Raw genomic sequence first — 15,844 nt, forward strand, 5'->3', positions numbered from 1 at the left:
TGACGAGGCGATACTAAACAAATACAGTGACTTGAGTAAAGTCGGCATAACAAGAGTTAACATTGGTGGGGGTTCAAGTGTTTCGTGACATCCCGTACCTGGACCTGGTCACCGACGACCCGCAGGGCACCGTCGACCTGTTGTGCGACGGGTTCGCCTTCGCCCCGGCGGCGAGCGCCGCCGACACCGACCGGCGGGCCCTGGCGCTGCGCAACGGTCCGGTGACCATCGTCGTGTCGTCCCCGGTGGGCATCGGTGGGCCCTTCGCGGGACACCTCGAACGACACGGCACCGGCATCATCGACATCCCGATGACCAGCACCGATCTCGACGCCGACATCCAACAGCTGGTCCGGGCCGGCACACCGATGCTGCCCGCACCCGCGGGTGTCGCGGTCGCCGCCGGGTTCGGACCCGTCGTCCACACCCTGCTCCCCGACGGGGCCGCACCACTACCGCCCGGTCTGGAGTGGACGCTGCTGCCCGAGCGTCCCGTCTCCCGCGGCGCGCTCGACATCCGGGCGCTCGACCACATCGCCGTCTGCCTGCCCGGCGGAACCCTGCAGCAGACCGCCGACCACTACGCGTCCGCCTTCGGCCTGCCCCGATACTCCAGCGAGTACATCGAGGTGGGCGCGCAGGCGATGGACTCGGTGGTGGTACGCAGCCCTTCCGGCGCCATCACGTTCACCCTCATCGAACCCGACCTGTCGCACGAGGCCGGACAGATCGACGAGTTCCTCGACCGGCACTCGGGTGCCGGCGTGCAGCACCTCGCCTTCCTCGTCGACGACATCGTCACCGCCGTCCGCCAGGGGCGCGACGCCGGGATCGCCTTCCTCACCCCACCCGGCGTCTACTACGAGACCCTGCTCGATCGGGTCACCTCGCTGCGCGACCGCATCGGGGACCTGCGCGACACCGGGGTCCTCGCCGACTGCGACGAGTGGGGCTACCTGCTCCAGATCTTCACCCGCTCGCCGTACCCGCGCCGGACCCTCTTCCACGAACTCATCCAGCGCAACGACGCCCGCGGCTTCGGCAGCGCCAACATCCGTGCCCTCTACGAGGCGGTCGAGCGTGAGCGCCAACGTGAGAGCGCCCGCAGTCGATGACCGCGCCGCACCGGCCTCACCTCAGCCTCGACGACTTCGCGTCGGCCGCCCGCGCCAAACTGCCGCCCGACGTGTGGGACTTCGTCGAGGGTGGCGCGGGCCACGAACGCACTCTCGCGGCCAACCGGGACGCGTTCGGGCGGATCAGGCTGCGGCCCCGGGTGCTGACCGGGGTGAGCACCGTGGACCCGGGCGTCACGGTTCTCCGACGCCGCTGGGCCGCCCCGGTCGGCATCGCGCCGATGGCCTACCACACCCTGATCCACCCCGACGGGGAACTGGCCTCCGCGCGGGCCGCCTGCGCCCGCGGTCTCCCGCTTGTCGTCAGCACGATGGCCGGCCGGGCCTTCGACGAGATCCGCGCGCAGACCACGGCTCCGCTCTGGCTGCAGCTGTATCCACTACGCGATCCCGACACCACGGCGTGCCTGGTGACCGCGGCGGAGCGGGCCGGCTTCGAGGCACTGGTCCTCACCGTCGACGCCCCCCGCCTCGGCCGTCGTCTGCGTGACCTGCGCAACGGCTTCCGGCTGCCGGACGGGGTGGTGCCGGTCAACCTGCCCGCCTCCTGGCGGGACGGGTCCGGTCGTCCCGCCGGGCACGCGGCCACCAGCTTCGCCACCGGACTCACCTGGGACGACGTCGCACGGCTGTGCGGCTCCACCACGCTTCCGGTGCTCGTAAAGGGCGTACTGACCGCCGAGGACGCGCGGCTGGCCGTCGCGGCGGGCGTCGCTGGCGTGGTCGTCTCCAACCACGGCGGGCGGCAGTTGGACGGGGTGAGCGCTGCCGTCGACGTCCTCCCCGAGGTGGTACGCGCCGTCGACGGCACCGTCGCGGTCCTGCTCGACGGCGGCGTACGCACCGGCATCGACGTGCTCGCCGCGCTGGCGCTGGGCGCCACCGCCGTCCTCGTCGGGCGGCCGGTGCTGCACGGGCTGGCCGTAGCCGGGGAACCGGGGGTCGGCGACGTCCTTCGGATCCTGATCGAGGATCTCGCCGAGAGCATGCTCCTGGCCGGTCTGGCCACCATCGCCGACATCGGCCCCGCCGCCATCACCGCTCCGGCCGCCCGCCACCACGAACCGGCCGCCGCACCCCTGCCCACCGACCCGACCACCGTGCCGGTGTGCGGCGAGCCGGCCGCGCCCGGCCTGCACCTCACGCAACTGCACGCCAGCCTGCGGCATCCCGTGCTGCGTACGATGACCTTCCTCAACGACATCGTCGCCCGCTATCCGCAGGCGGTGTCCTTCGCGCCGGGACGCCCGTTCGAGGGCGGGTACGACCTGGCGGAGCTGACCGGGCACCTGCGGTCCTACCTCGACCACCGGCACGCGCAGGGCCACGGCGAGAACGCGCTGACCCGCGAGCTGTTCCAGTACGGGCCGACCGCCGGCACGATCCGCGACATCGTCGCTCGTTCCGTCGCCGAGGACGAGGGGATCCGAGCCGCCCCCGAGGCGTACGTGATCACGGTGGGGGCGCAGGAAGGACTCCTGATCACCGTGCGGGCGCTCTGCGCCGGCCCCGACGACGTGTTGCTCGTACCCGATCCGTGCTACACCGGCATCACCGGCGTCGCGAGCCTGCTCGGCGTGACCGTCCGCGCGGTGCCCGAGACCGCGGACGGCCCGGACCTGGCGTGCCTGGAGCGCCTCCTGGCGCGGCTGCGGGCCGAGGGACAGCGAGCGCGGCTGTTGTACCTCGTCCCCGACGCCGCCAACCCCTCCGGCACCACCATGGGCCGGGCCGCCCGCGAGCGACTGCTGGAGGTGCTGCGCCCGCACGGCACGCTGGTGCTCGAGGACACCCCGTACCGCCTGCTTGGCCCCGCCGACCGCCCACCCACGCTCAAGGCGCTCGACCGGCACGGGCAGGTCGTCCATGTCGGATCCTTCGCCAAGTCCGCCTTCCCCGGCGCCCGGGTGGGCTACGTGATAGCCGACCAGGTCGTGCACCGGCCGGCGGGCACCGGCCTACTTGTCGACGAGCTCACCAAGATCAAGAGTATGGTCACGGTGAACACCAGCCCGGTCAGCCAGGCACTCGTCGGCGGGCTGCTGCTGCGCGCCGACCACCGGCTCGGCGAGGCCACCGTCCCGGCCGCCCGGCGCTACTCGACAATGATGCGACTGCTCCGCACCGAACTGGACCGCCACTTCCCGCAGCCGCTGCGCGACCGGCTCGGGGTCGGCTGGAACGACCCGGCCAGCGGATTCTTCCTCAGCCTGACCGTGCCGTTCGTCGCCGCCGACGATCAACTCGACCACTGTGCCCGGGAGTACGGCGTGCTCTGGACCCCGATGAGCTACTTCCACGTCGAGCCCGGCCCCGACGCGGGACTGCACGCCATCCGGCTGTCCGTCAGCTACCTCACCGAGCAGGGGATCATCGACGGCGTCGGGCGACTCGCCCGCTTCATCACCGACACCTGCGCATGACGGCGACCAGTACCGCGATCGCCGTACCTCAGCTGGTACGGCCGTGGACCCGACACGCCCCGCAGGCCGCCGCGGTACGCCAGGGCAACCAGTCGCGCGACTACGGTGCCGTCACCGGCCTGGCCCGCGCCGTGGCCGACCGGCTCGCCGCCGCCGGAGTACGCGCCGAGGACCGGGTCGCCGTCCTCGCCGACCGCAGCGCGGACCTGCCCGCGGCGCTGCTGGGGATCGCCGCATCCGGCGCGGTGTGCGTCCCGATGGACGCCACCCATCCGCCCGACCGGCTCGGCTACGTCGCCGCCGACGCCCAGGCCCGGCTCCTGCTCACCGACGGGACGCAACCGGTGCCGCCCGTCCTGGCCGGGCTGCCGGTGCTCCGCCTGGACACTCTCGCCCCGGCACCTGGGGAGGTCGGCTTCGACGGCCATCCGTACCAGCTGGCGTACCTGCTCTACACCTCCGGTTCCACCGGGCGTCCCAAGGGGGTCGGCGTGACCCACGGCGCGCTGGCCAACTGCCTCAGCACGACCGCCCGGGCCGTGGGCTATGCACCGGGCGAGCGGTGGCTCGCGGTCACCCCGCTCACCTTCGACATCGCCATGCTGGAGCTGCTGCTCCCGCTCTGCGCCGGTGGGCAGGTCGAGATCGCCGGACGCGAGCAGGCCCGCAGTGGTCCCGAGCTGGCGCGGCTGCTCTCCGTCACCATCCCGCGCTACCTGCACGCCACCCCGCTGACCTGGCAGATGCTCTTCACTGCCGGCTGGACCGGTGCGTCCGGACTCGTCGCCCTGATCGGTGGCGACCGGGTTCCGCCCGCGCTCGGCGGGCGCCTGGCCGACCGCGTCGCACGGGTGCACCACCTATACGGCCCCACCGAGGCGACCATGTACGCCGTCAGCGACATCGTGCGGCCGGGCCCGCAGCCCGCGGCGCTGCCGATCGGCACCGCGATTCCCGGCACCCGAGCGGTGGTCCTCGACTCCGCCCTGCGTCCGGTGCCGCACGGTACGGTCGGTGAACTCTGTCTCGGTGGCGTCTGCCTGGCCCGTGGCTACCTCGGCCGGCCCGCGCTGACCGCGCAGCGCTTCGTACCCGATCCCGACCACCCCGGCGAGCGGCTCTACCGCACCGGCGACCGGGCACGGCTGTTGCCCGACGGGCGGCTCGAGCTGCGGGGTCGCGACGACGACCAGGTGAAGATCCGTGGCCACCGGATCGAGCTGGGCGAGATCGAGAACGTGATGAGCGAACATCCCGACGTCGCCGTGGCCGCCGCCGTGGTCGTACCGGCCGGCGCGGACCAGCGCCTCGTCGCGTACGTGCAGCTGCACCCGGCCGCGCCGGCGACCGCGCTCGACACACTGCGGGCGTACCTGCGCGACAAGCTTCCCGGGCCCATGCGACCCACCGCGATCGGGGCGCTGCGGACCATGCCCACCACGACGACCGGGAAGGTGGACCGCAGCGCACTCGCCCGGATCCGTCTTCCGTGAGGTGAGGACAACGATGTCGGTCGACGCCACGCGCGCCAATGGCTGGTTGCTGCGCCCGGTCGAGGGCGACCCGGCCACCCGCCTGTTCTGCCTGCCGTACCTCGGTGCCGGCGCCTCGATGTACCACCGTTGGCCGCGTCGCATCGGTGACGTCGAGGTCTGCCTTCTGCAACCACCGGGTCGGGAGAACCGGCTGCTGGAGCCCGCGTACGAGGCGTACGGACCGTTCGCCGAGGACCTGCTGGCCGCGATCGAGCCGTTGCTGGACCGGCCGTACGCGATCTTCGCCCACTGCAACAGCGTCTTCGCCGCGTACGTGGTGGCGGTGCGGCTGGCCGCCGCCGGTCACCCGCCACGCCGTTTCTTCGCCTCCTCGATGGTCGCCCCCGACGAGGTCCCGTTCGGCAGCCTGCTGGATGTCCCCGCCGACCGGCTGCCCGAGGTCGTCGCCGAGCTGGTGCGGGCGCGCGGCGTCGAACCGTCGCCGGAGATCGTCGAGCTGGCCATGGAGGCGGTCGAGGGCGACCTGCGCGCCTACCGCGGCTTCGGCGGTGCCGCGCCCGGGTCGATGCCCTGCCCGGTCACCGTGCTGTCGTGGCGCGGCGACCGCACGGTGCCGCCGAGCCTGACCGCCGGGTGGGCCCGGTTCGGCCGGGACCGCGCGGTCACTCTCGACGGCCACCACTGGGCTTTCCTGGACCCCTCGCCGGCCCTCCTCCGGGTCATCGACGAGGATCTGGCCGGCTGAGGGGTCCGCGTCAGGCTGACCCGAGCCGCGCGACCGCCGCGGCGAAGTCGGCCAGCACCGGCTTCTCGAACAGCAGGCGCATCGGCAGCCGGGTGAGCTGGTATGCCTGCCGTACCGAGCCGATCATCTGGGCCGCCACCAGTGAGTGCCCGCCCAGCTCGAAGAAGCTGTCCGTACGCCGTACCTGGCTGATGCCCAACGTCTGCCGCCAGACGCTCGCGATGCGCTGCTCGTCCGGGGTCTGCCACTGCCCGGCCGGTTCGGTGGGGGCCTCGTCCGACGGGTCCGGCAGGACGGCGCGATCGATCTTGCCGCTGCTGTTCAGCGGCATCGCGTCCAGCACGACGTACGCGGCGGGGAGCATGTAGTCGGGCAGTGCCCGGCTCAGTGGGGCGCGCAGCGCGCCCCGCAGCGCCACCGGGTCGACGGCCGGATCGCTGACGGTCAGGTACGCCACCAACCGGTCGTGGTCGCCGTCGCGGCGTACCAGCACGGCCGCGTCGCGGACCTCGGGCTGTGCCATCAGGTGATGCTCTATCTCGCCCAGCTCCACCCGGAATCCACGCAGCTTCACCTGGTGGTCCACGCGTCCGAGGTGGTGCAACTGACCGTCGTTGCCGAACCGCCCGAGGTCACCGGTGCGGTACATGCGCGAGCCGTCCGGGCCGTGCGGGTCGGGCAGGAACGTCGCCGCGGTCAGGGCCGGCTGCCCCCGGTACCCGCGGGCGAGTCCCACCCCGGCAACGAAGATCTCCCCGGGGGCGCCGACCGGCACCGGCCGCAACACGGAGTCGAGCAGGTAGACCGCGAGGTTCGGCAGGGCGGTGCCGATCGGGGGTGCGCTGGTGACCGGGGCGGTGACGTCCGTGAACGTGGCGCAGACCGTCGTCTCCGTCGGTCCGTACGCGTTGACGAGTCGGCGGCCGGGGGCCCAGACGGCGGCCAGGTCGCGGTCGCACTGCTCGCCGGCGGAGATGACCAGGCGCGGGTTGCCGAGATCGTCCGGGGTGAGCGCCCGCAGCAGGGTCGGTGGGTACGTTCCGACGGTCAGGCCCAGATCCCGGATCTCGCCGGCGATCTCCGCCGGGGTCGCCTCGGCAGTGGTGAGGACGCCGAGCGTCGCCCCACCGGAGAAGGCCATCGCCATCTCCCAGACGGAGGCGTCGAAGGCCGCCGAGGAGAACAGCGAGGTGCGGTCATCGGGGCCGACCGTGAACCGGTCCCGCAACGTCACCGCCAGGTTGGCGAGCCCGGCCTGGGTGACCTCCACACCCTTCGGACGCCCCGTGGAGCCGGAGGTGTAGATGACGTAGGCCAACTCCGCCGGGGCCGGCAGGTCGGTGAGGGGGGTGTCGGGGTGGGCGGCGATCGCCTCCGCGTCGCCGTCGAGCAGCAGCACCGGGCCGGTGTACGCGGCCACCGCACCGGCCTCGTTGCCGGTGCTGAGCACCAGCGTCGCGCCGGCGGCGTCGAGGACGTCGCGCAGCCGCTCGGCCGGATGCCGGGGATCGAGCGGCAGGTACGCCGCCCCGCTCTTGAGCACCGCGAGGAAGGCCAACGGCAGCTCCACCCCGCGGCCGACGCAGACTCCGACCACCTTGCCGGCGCATGCGCCCGACTGCCGCAGGTGGTGTGCCAGCCTCTGGGCTCGGGAGTCGAGGTCCCGGTAGCTGATCGCGGTGTCGCGGGTCCGCACCGCAACGGCGTCCGGTCGGGCCGCTGCCGTCTCGGCGAACAGCTGCGCCGGTACGGCCGACGACGGCGTCGTCACGTTCGGGCGGGGAAGCCGATCGAGCAGTGCCTGGTCGTCCGGGCTGAGCATCGGCAGCTCGGACAGTCGCCCGCCGTCCTGCGCCGTGGCCCCCGTCAGCAGCAGGGTGAGCTGGTGCAGCAGCCGCTGCGCGGTGGCGGCGGTGAACAGGGGCGACCGGTAGTGCAGCAGCGCCCGGCTGCCGTCCTCGGCCAACCACAGGTGCAGCTCGGTGTCGTGGGACATGGCGGGCGGCGTGGTGCCGACCGAGACCGCCAGCTGGGGCGGCCCGGAGATCGCCAGGAGGGTCGACGCGCCGAGGTTGCGGTGCGCCAGCGCGTCGAGCAGCACCTCACGGGTGCGGCGCAGGAGCTCGGTGAACGAGGGTTCGCCGGAGCAGTCGAGGCGTACGGTCGCGGGCAGCATCTGCTCCGGGTGCCGGGCCCGCGTCAGTGGCGTGGTGACCAGCACGTCGTCCTGCCCGGCGAGGCGGGACGCCCAGGCGCCCACGACGGCGGTCACCACCATCAGGGTGCTCGCCCGCTCGCGTCGGGCCAGCCGGCCGATCGTCCGGCCAACGTCCGGTGGCAGCGTCAGCTCGAAGCAGGCGGGGAGCGGGTCGGACCGGGCGCCGGCGGTCGGTCGTACGGCAGGCCGAGCCGGGGCGGTGCGCCCCGCAGGTGCCGCTGCCAGTAATCCACGTGTCGCGGGTCGTCGACCAGATCGGTCGGTGCGTCGGGCGCACCCGTCGGCTGCGCGGCGGAGGTCAGCGCCTCAGTCACGATCGTCCTCCAGATGAATGCGTACGGGAAGCTGGTCCAGGCCCCACATCAGGTTCGACCTGAGCCGGCGGACCGGTCCGGTCAGCTCGACGCGCGTCACCTGGCTGGCCAGGGCGTCGAGGGCGACTCGCAGTTCGAGCCGGGCCAGGGCGGCGCCGATGCAGAAGTGCTGCCCCATGCCGAAGGTGACGTGTCGGTTGGGCCATCGGGTGATGTCGAAGCGGACCGCGTCGGGGAAGGCCGCCTCGTCGCGGTTGACCGCCGGGTTCCAGATGGTCACCTGTTCGCCGGCCTCGACGAGCTGTGATCCGACGATGACGTCGGTGAGCGCGGTGCGCATGACGTGCAGGCTGGGCGCGGTCCAGCGCAGGATCTCCTCGACGGCGGTCGGCATCACCTCGTGCGTCTCGTGGCGCATCCGTTGCCACTGCGTCGGGTTCTGGATGAACGCCAGTACGCCGCCGGCCGTAGCGTGCCGGGTGGTCTCGTTGCCGCCGGTCAGGATGCCGTTGATGTTGACCTGGATGTCCTCGTCGGACATCCGGTAGCCGGCCGACTGCCCGGTCACCATGGCGCTGATCAGATCCTCGCCGGGGCTGCGGCGACGTTCGGCGATCAGGTCAGCCGAGTACAGGAAGATGTCGGCGTGGGCCTGTTCCTGCAGCGCGTCGCTGATCGGGTCGCCGTCGACCTCGGTGACCGAGCCGAACGCGGTACGGGTCAGCTCGATCATCAGGTCCCAGTCGTCACGGGGTACGCCGAGCAGCTGGCAGGTGACGTAGAGCGGCAGCCGCCCGGCGATGCGGTCCACGAAGTCGAACGAGTCGAGGTCGCGTACCTCTTCGAGGAGTTGCCGCACGATGGCGCGCATGCTGTGTTCCAGCCGCTGTACCGATCTCGGCGTGAAGGCGGGGTTGAGCACGTCGCGCATCCGCCGGTGCCGGGTCCCGTCGGTGACGATCAGCATCTTGCCGACCGAGGCGCGTCCGGCGGCACCCTCACCACCGATGCGCATGCCGCGTTCCGAGGTGAAGGACTGCCGGTCCTCGTAGACGGCGGTGGCGAGGCGGTGGGTGGTGATCGCCCAGAACTCGGAGCTGTCCGGCCGCCGGTTGCGGTACATCGGGGCGTGTTCGCGCAGGTGGTCCCAGACCTGGTACGGGTTGCCGCTGACATACAGCTCCGGGTCGCCCAGGTCCACGTCGGTCAGCTGGTCCATCACGCGCCTCCGTGCGGGCGTACTGCGAACAACTCGAAGATGTCGGTGCCGGTGAGCAGCGGATCCTGGGCCACTCCGACCCGGAAACCGCGTTCGGTGAGTTCCTGACGCAGCCGGTGCAGCCGTCCCGCGATGTCGTGCAGTTGCACGACGAGCTGCCGGATCGTCGGCCAGTGCCGTTCGGCGATTCCGCGCAGCACCTCGACCTCCGCCTTCTCGACGTTGATCTTCACCAGGTCGATCGGCTCCCCGTCGAGTTCGTCGGCGACCTCGGAGAAGGTCCGCAGCTCGCAGGTGAGCGCCTCGCTGTGGTGCCGGTCGGCCACCATCTCCTCGATGTCGACGGTGTCGAATCCGCTGTTCGCGAGGAAGGCGCGGGTGAGCTGTTCGTCGTACCCGCGATCGGCGTGGAAGCTCGTCATCGCGGTGATCTCGGGGTAGTTGGTGAGCACCGCGCTGCCGGGCCGGTCCGACAGGGCGAACGGGTGGGCCGCGCCGCGTATCCCGTGTTCGGTGAAGTTGGCGGCGAGCGCCTGGTGGCACCTTGGTGCGGGTTCGAACGCGAAAACACGGCTACCCGCCTCCCAGTGGAAGAAGAGCGAGGCGATGCCGACGTTCGCCCCGACGTCGAAGACGGTCCCACCCGGCCTCAGGGTGACGCCGTGCTGCAGGTAGGCGCGTCCGGTCACGATGTTGCGGTACATCAGGCTCGTCTCGCCGCCGTTGAGTTGCATGACGTCGTAGCCGTTGGGCAGGCGCATCCGCTCCACGCGCCGTACCTCCCTTTCGATCGACCCTTCGTACGTGGCTTTCCAGTCATCTTGTATTGACTGTAGTTGTGTAGAGATTACAGTAGTTGCCAGTCGATGACTACGGATCCGTACGTGGGGGAGGGGCGAGTACGTGACAGAGCCGCTACCGGCACAGGCCGACCACGACCGATGGAAACTGTCCGATGAGGCGGCCGCTGCCGTGACGAGGGCGGCCCACGCCGCGCAGGTGCCACCCCGCGAGGTGGTCGCGGCGGCCTGGGCCAAGGTCAGGTCGGTGCTGACCGGGGACCCCGAGCTACCTCCTGGTCCCTGGCGTTCGTTGCTCGGCACCGACACCGGCGAGGCCACCCTCGACGGCGAACCGCCGACCGCCGTTCTCCTCGGGCACCGCGCCGACCTGCTGCGCGGCGTCGACGTGTCCCGGGTGGGTGAGTACCTGCACGGGGTCCTGCGGGCTATCGACACCGACCTCGAGGCCCCGCACGAGAAGCACTCACTGCTCAGCGGCAAGGACGTGTGGCGGCAGCTCAACGTGTTGCACGGCGAGCTGCGCGAGCTGCCCGGTCGACGGGCGCACGAGCTGATCGGCGATCAGGCCCGGCGTACCCCGGACGCCGTCGCCGCCGTCCTCGGCGAGCTGCGGTGGACGTACGCCGAGCTGGACCAACGCGCCAACGCGGTGGCGAACCGGCTCATCGTGGCGGGTGCCCGTCCCGGCGACGTCGTGGCCGTACTCAGCGAACGGAGCCTGCCGTGGGTGGCCGCGATCCTCGGCATCCTCAAGGCCGGCCTGGTCTACCTTCCGATCGACCCGGCCTATCCGCATGCCCGGATCGGCGGCATCCTGCGGCGCAGCGCCGCCCGACTGCTCCTGGCCGAGGCGCCGGCCGAACCCATCGCCGACGTCCCGGTACTACCGCTGGACGCGGCCGGGGTCACCATTGACCCGGGGGTGTCCGTACCGGCCGACGCCGCCGCGTACATCTACTTCACCTCCGGCTCCACCGGCGAGCCGAAGGGAGCGGTCTGCGCCCACGACGGCATGCTCAACCACCTGAGCGCCAAGATCGACGACCTGGGCCTGACCGAACAGGACGCCGTCTGCCAGAACGCGCCACAGTGCTTCGACATCTCCCTGTGGCAGGTGCTGGCACCACTGCTGGTCGGCGGACGCACCGTCCTCGTTCCGCCGCAGGTGATCCTCGACGTGGAGTCGTTCCTGGCCACCCTCGACCGGGAGCGGATCACCGTCCTGCAGCTCGTCCCCGCCTACCTCGAGGTCCTCCTCGGCCACCTGGACCTGACCCCGCGCCAACGCCCGGCGCTGCGGATCGTCTGCGTCACCGGCGAGGCCATCGCCCGCAACCTCGTCGCCCGATGGTTCGACTGCTTTCCCGAGGTCCCGCTGGTCAACGCCTACGGCGCGACCGAGGTCTCGGACGACACGACGCATGAAGTCATGCGTACGGTGCCGCCCACCGAACTGGTCCCGGTCGGCCGCCCGGTGCAGAACGTCTCGGTCTACATCCTGGACCGCCAACTCGCCCTGGTGCCCTTCGGCGCACCCGGACAGATCGCCTTCGCCGGCCGCTGTGTCGGACCCGGCTACATCAACGACCCGGACCGGACCGCCCTGGCCTTCGTGACCGACCCGTTCCAGGCCGACCAGCGGATGTACCTCACCGGCGACTACGGCCGATGGCTGCCCAACGGGCACCTGGAGTTCCTCGGTCGCCGAGACGAACAGGTCAAGATCAGCGGGATGCGGGTCGAGGTCGGCGAGGTCGAGAACACCGTGGCCCGGGTGCCCGGCGTACGCTCCGCCTGCCTCGTCGTCGTCCCGATCGGGACGAGCAAGCGTCTCGCCGCCTTCTTCACCGTCGACGAGCCGGTACCGGACCTCAAACGGCGGTTGGCCGACCTGCTGCCGGCCCACATGGTCCCCTCCACGCTCCACCAGGTGGACGCGTTGCCACTGACCGAGAACGGCAAGGTGGACAAGGCGGCGCTGGTCGCCGCCGCCCTCCGGGCGGGCACTCAGGCGGCTGCGCCCCAGGACCGTGAACCGGCCACCAACCCGCTGGAGCGCCGCCTCGCGGCAGCCTGGGCCGAGGTGCTCAACCGCCCGCTGGAAGACATCTACCGCACCGACGACTTCTTCGCTCTCGGTGGCAACTCGCTCTCGGCGGTCCGTCTGATCGTCAAGCTCAAGCACCTCATCACCCTCACCGATCTGACCAGCAATCCGGTACTGGCCGACCTCGCCGAGGCCGCGAGCCGCACCAACCAGGCGCGGCTGCTGCAGACCCTGGCCGCGCCGGATCGGACGGTGGCGACGGTGGTGACCGTGCCCGACGCGGCGGGCACCGCGCTCAACTTCCAACCGCTCGCCGCCGGACTCAAGGCCATGAACTGCGCCCTGCTCGCCACCGAGCTGCCCGGGCACGACCTCGCCCGCCCCGACGAGCCCCTCGCGGACGTGACGCAGGTCGCCACCCGGCTCGCGGACGAGATCGCGGCGGGCGCCATCGGTGCCTTGATCCTCTGGGGCCAGGGCAGCGGTTCGGCGGTCGCGTTGGAATGTGCCCGCCTGCTGCATGAGCGGGGTCGCCCGCCCGCACAGCTCTTCCTCGCCGCCGCCAGCGCCGACCCGGCACAGCTCGCCGCGGACCTCGCCGAGGTGCAGGCGATGGGGGAGGGGGAGATCCGCCGGCACATGGCGGCCCAGGCCACCTACACCGAACTGGACGAGCTCAAGAGCGAGCGGGAGGCGCTCATCGAGCGGGCGTACCGGCACGACACCCTCGGCGCCGCGCGTTTCCTCCGGCACGCGCGGGAGCGGTGGACGCAACTGCCCGTCCCCACCTGGGTCGTCTCCGGCGCCGACGACATGCGGCTGGCGACCGAGCCGCACCCCGAGCGGGCGTGGCGGCACTTCGCCCCGGCGGCGCGGCCGATCGTCCTGCCCGGTGCGGGACGACACTTCCTCCGCACCCACGCCGCCGAGGTGGTCGACCTGCTGCGGCCGGTCGTCGCCACCCGGACCGCCGCGTGACCGGGCGGCCGGTCGTGGAGCCGACCACCGCGCCGCTCACCGGACGGCTCGGTCGTAACCCCGCCGCCGTGCTGCACGAGCACGTGCTGGCACCGCAGTTCCGCTTCGAGGTCGACCACCTGCTCGGCTGGTACCGGCTCGTCGAGCGGGTGCTGCTCGCCGAGTACGCCCGGATGAAGCTGGTCACCGAGGCCGAGGCGGCCTCGATCGCCGAGCTGCTCGACGAGGCCACCGCCGACCGGATCACCGCCGACCCGGCAGCCAACCTCTCCGACATCTGCCTGGCGTTGGAGCAGCACGTGCTGGCCGGTCTGCCGGCGGTGCCGCCCGCCTGGCACGTTGACCGCAGCCGCAACGACATCCAGGCCACCGCTCAGCTGCTGTACGCCCGAGGCGAACTGCTCGACATCGCCGGGGCCCTGCTGGAGGTGGCCCGCGGCGCCTGGCACCGGGCCGGTGCCGTCGCGCACCTGCCGATGCCCGGGTACACCCACCTGCAGGCCGCCCAGGTCATCACGCCCGGCTTCTTCCTCACCGCCCTCGTCGAGCACTGCCTGCGTACGCTGCGGCGACTCGTGGTCACCTACGACGAGGTCAACCTGAGCCCACTCGGCGCCGGCGCGATGAGCGGGCAGGAACTGCCCTGGGACCGCGACCGGATGGCCCTCCTGCTCGGCTGTGCCGGTCCGCAGTCCCACGCGTTGACCGCCGTCGCCTCCCGGGCCTGGGCGTTGGAGATCGCCGGCGAACTCTCCCACTTCGGCGTGGGACTGAGCCGGTTCGTCACGGACCTGATGGCCTGGGCCAGCAGCGCGTACGGCTTCGTCGAGCTGCCGGACGAACTCGCCGGCATCTCTGCGGCCATGCCGCAGAAGAAGAACTATCCGGTGTTGGAGCGCATCCGCGGCCGGACCGCGCACCTGACCTCGCTCGCGCTCGATCTCGGCATCGGCCAGCGGGCGACCCCCTACAGCAACATGGTCGAGGTCTCCAAGGAGGCCGGGTCGCACCTGCACGACCTGTTCCGCTCCGCCCGCGGTGTGCTCGCCCTGCTGCAGGCGGTCCTGGAAAACCTGCGCTGGCGCCCGGAAAGGATGCGGGCCGCCTGCGACCGGGAGTTCCTCGGCGGCTTCACCCTCGCCAATCGGCTCACCCTCGACAAGGGGGTTCCCTGGCGTACCGCACAGGTCGTCGTCGGGCGGTACGTCAGCGCCAAACTGGCCATCGGTGACCCCCTGGACCGACCGGACCCGCCGCTGCTGGCCCGCCTGGCCGCAGCGGCGGGACACCCGGTGACCGAGCCGGAGCCGCTGTTGCGTGGGCTCGACAGCGACGGGCAACTGAGCGTCAAGTGCTCCGCCGGCTCCGCCCATCCGGACCGGGTCCGCGACCTGCTGGAGCGCCAGGACGGTGCGCTCGGCCGGCTGGCGCGGGAATTGGGCCGCCGTCGGACCACGGTCGACTCGGCGATCCGGGACGTGCAGGCGCTCTTCGCCGCTCCGCCCCCCGCACCAACACGAGAAGCCTCGCCGAGCCCTGCCGCAGAGCGAGGGACGGCGTCGTGAGCACCGGACAGGCCCACCGCTCTCGGACCGCCACCGGCGTCAGCTCCGCCTTCGGCACGTTCGGTGAACTGCTCCAGGGGGTCCTGCCGGATCAGGTCGACTTCCTGGTCACCATGCCGATCGCCCGGTGGGCCACCGCTACCTTCGAGCTGATCGCCTCGGGCGGGGTCAGTGTCACCCCCGCGCACAAGGTCAAGGCGGCGCGACTGACCGCGGCGATGCTCGCCACGTTCGCGCCCGGAGCCGGGGGACAGCTGGTGCTCGACAGCACCATCCCCGAGGGCAAAGGGCTGGCAAGCTCCTCCGCGGACCTCGTCGCGACCGCCCGCGCGGTCGCCAACGCGCTCGGCGTACACCTGCCCGACTCCGGCATCGAGGACTTCCTGCGGGAGATCGAGCCCACCGACGGTGTGATGTACCCGGAGGTGGTGGCCTTCGAGCACCGAGCGGTGCGGCTGCGGGCCCGGCTCGGCATGCTGCCCCCGCTGACCGTGGTCGGCATCGACGAGGGCGGCACGGTCGACACGGTCGCCTTCAACCGCATCCCGAAGCCGTTCCCCGCGCAGACCCGCGCCGAGTACGCGAGCCTGCTGGAGATCCTCACCACCGCCATCGCGGTGGGTGACCTCGCGACCGTCGGCCGGGTGGCCACCCGCAGCGCCGAGCTCAACCAGCAGTTGCGGCCCAAGCGGTGCCTGACCGCGATGCTCGACATCTGTGCCGAGGCCGGTGGGGTCGGCGTCGTGGTGGCACACAGCGGCACCGCGATCGGCCTGCTCCTGCCACACCAGGCGCTCGGGTACGAACGCCGCCTCGACCTGACCCTGCGCCGCTGTGCCGAACTCAGCGATCAGGTTCTGCTCTACCACGCCCTCTGCGTGGACTACCGATAGGAGCTGC

At 71.9% G+C, this 15,844-nt stretch carries 11 protein-coding genes; 7 read left to right on the plus strand and 4 right to left on the minus strand.

What is annotated here, in order from left to right; translation table 11 throughout:
- The first annotated feature begins 77 nt into the window (after window positions 1-77).
- The 4 genes from hppD to KIF24_RS10005 are packed head-to-tail and all read left to right on the plus strand — an operon-like array spanning window position 78 to window position 5,800.
- Window positions 78-1,115, plus strand: a complete 1,038-nt coding sequence (hppD, locus tag KIF24_RS09990; protein WP_331461066.1) for a 4-hydroxyphenylpyruvate dioxygenase — start codon at window positions 78-80, stop codon at window positions 1,113-1,115.
- Entirely contained in the window at window positions 1,112-3,559 is a 2,448-nt protein-coding gene (locus KIF24_RS09995; RefSeq protein ID WP_221083784.1) for an aminotransferase class I/II-fold pyridoxal phosphate-dependent enzyme, read from the plus strand. The genes hppD and KIF24_RS09995 overlap by 4 nt, the downstream gene beginning before the upstream one ends.
- Window positions 3,556-5,052: an amino acid adenylation domain-containing protein gene (locus KIF24_RS10000; RefSeq protein WP_221083785.1), complete on the plus strand. Its 1,497-nt coding sequence runs from the start codon at window positions 3,556-3,558 to the stop codon at window positions 5,050-5,052. The genes KIF24_RS09995 and KIF24_RS10000 overlap by 4 nt, the downstream gene beginning before the upstream one ends.
- 13 nt (window positions 5,053-5,065) lie before the next feature.
- A complete protein-coding gene (locus KIF24_RS10005) occupies window positions 5,066-5,800 on the plus strand; it encodes a thioesterase II family protein (RefSeq protein WP_221083786.1) in 735 nt (244 codons plus the stop codon).
- A gap of 10 nt (window positions 5,801-5,810) precedes the next feature.
- On the opposite strand, the gene KIF24_RS10010 is transcribed toward KIF24_RS10005, so the two are convergent.
- The 4 genes from KIF24_RS10010 to KIF24_RS10025 all read right to left on the minus strand — a co-directional run bounded on the left by KIF24_RS10010 (window position 5,811) and on the right by KIF24_RS10025 (window position 10,312).
- Window positions 5,811-8,072: a non-ribosomal peptide synthetase gene (locus KIF24_RS10010; protein WP_221083787.1), complete on the minus strand. Its 2,262-nt coding sequence runs from the start codon at window positions 8,070-8,072 to the stop codon at window positions 5,811-5,813.
- A gap of 71 nt (window positions 8,073-8,143) precedes the next feature.
- Window positions 8,144-8,332, minus strand: a complete 189-nt coding sequence (locus KIF24_RS10015) for a hypothetical protein (RefSeq protein ID WP_221083788.1) — start codon at window positions 8,330-8,332, stop codon at window positions 8,144-8,146.
- The gene (locus tag KIF24_RS10020) at window positions 8,325-9,551 is read right to left on the minus strand and encodes a cytochrome P450 (RefSeq protein ID WP_221083789.1); all 1,227 of its coding nucleotides are present in this window, start codon (window positions 9,549-9,551) and stop codon (window positions 8,325-8,327) included. Before KIF24_RS10020 ends, KIF24_RS10015 begins: the two co-directional genes overlap by 8 nt.
- Entirely contained in the window at window positions 9,551-10,312 is a 762-nt protein-coding gene (locus KIF24_RS10025; RefSeq protein ID WP_230416210.1) for an FkbM family methyltransferase, read from the minus strand. Before KIF24_RS10025 ends, KIF24_RS10020 begins: the two co-directional genes overlap by 1 nt.
- 142 nt (window positions 10,313-10,454) lie before the next feature.
- Between KIF24_RS10025 and KIF24_RS10030 the strand changes: the two genes are divergently transcribed.
- From KIF24_RS10030 to KIF24_RS10040, 3 genes are read left to right on the plus strand one after another with little or no spacing between them, the layout of a single operon-like run.
- Window positions 10,455-13,379, plus strand: a complete 2,925-nt coding sequence (locus KIF24_RS10030; RefSeq protein WP_221083791.1) for an amino acid adenylation domain-containing protein — start codon at window positions 10,455-10,457, stop codon at window positions 13,377-13,379.
- A complete protein-coding gene (locus tag KIF24_RS10035) occupies window positions 13,376-14,944 on the plus strand; it encodes an argininosuccinate lyase (RefSeq protein WP_221083792.1) in 1,569 nt (522 codons plus the stop codon). Before KIF24_RS10030 ends, KIF24_RS10035 begins: the two co-directional genes overlap by 4 nt.
- Window positions 14,941-15,837, plus strand: coding sequence for a GHMP family kinase ATP-binding protein (locus tag KIF24_RS10040; RefSeq protein ID WP_221083793.1), 897 nt, complete (start codon window positions 14,941-14,943; stop codon window positions 15,835-15,837). The genes KIF24_RS10035 and KIF24_RS10040 overlap by 4 nt, the downstream gene beginning before the upstream one ends.
- The last annotated feature ends 7 nt before the right edge of the window (window positions 15,838-15,844 follow it).

The organism is Micromonospora tarapacensis, from assembly GCF_019697375.1.
GTDB lineage: Bacteria > Actinomycetota > Actinomycetes > Mycobacteriales > Micromonosporaceae > Micromonospora > Micromonospora tarapacensis.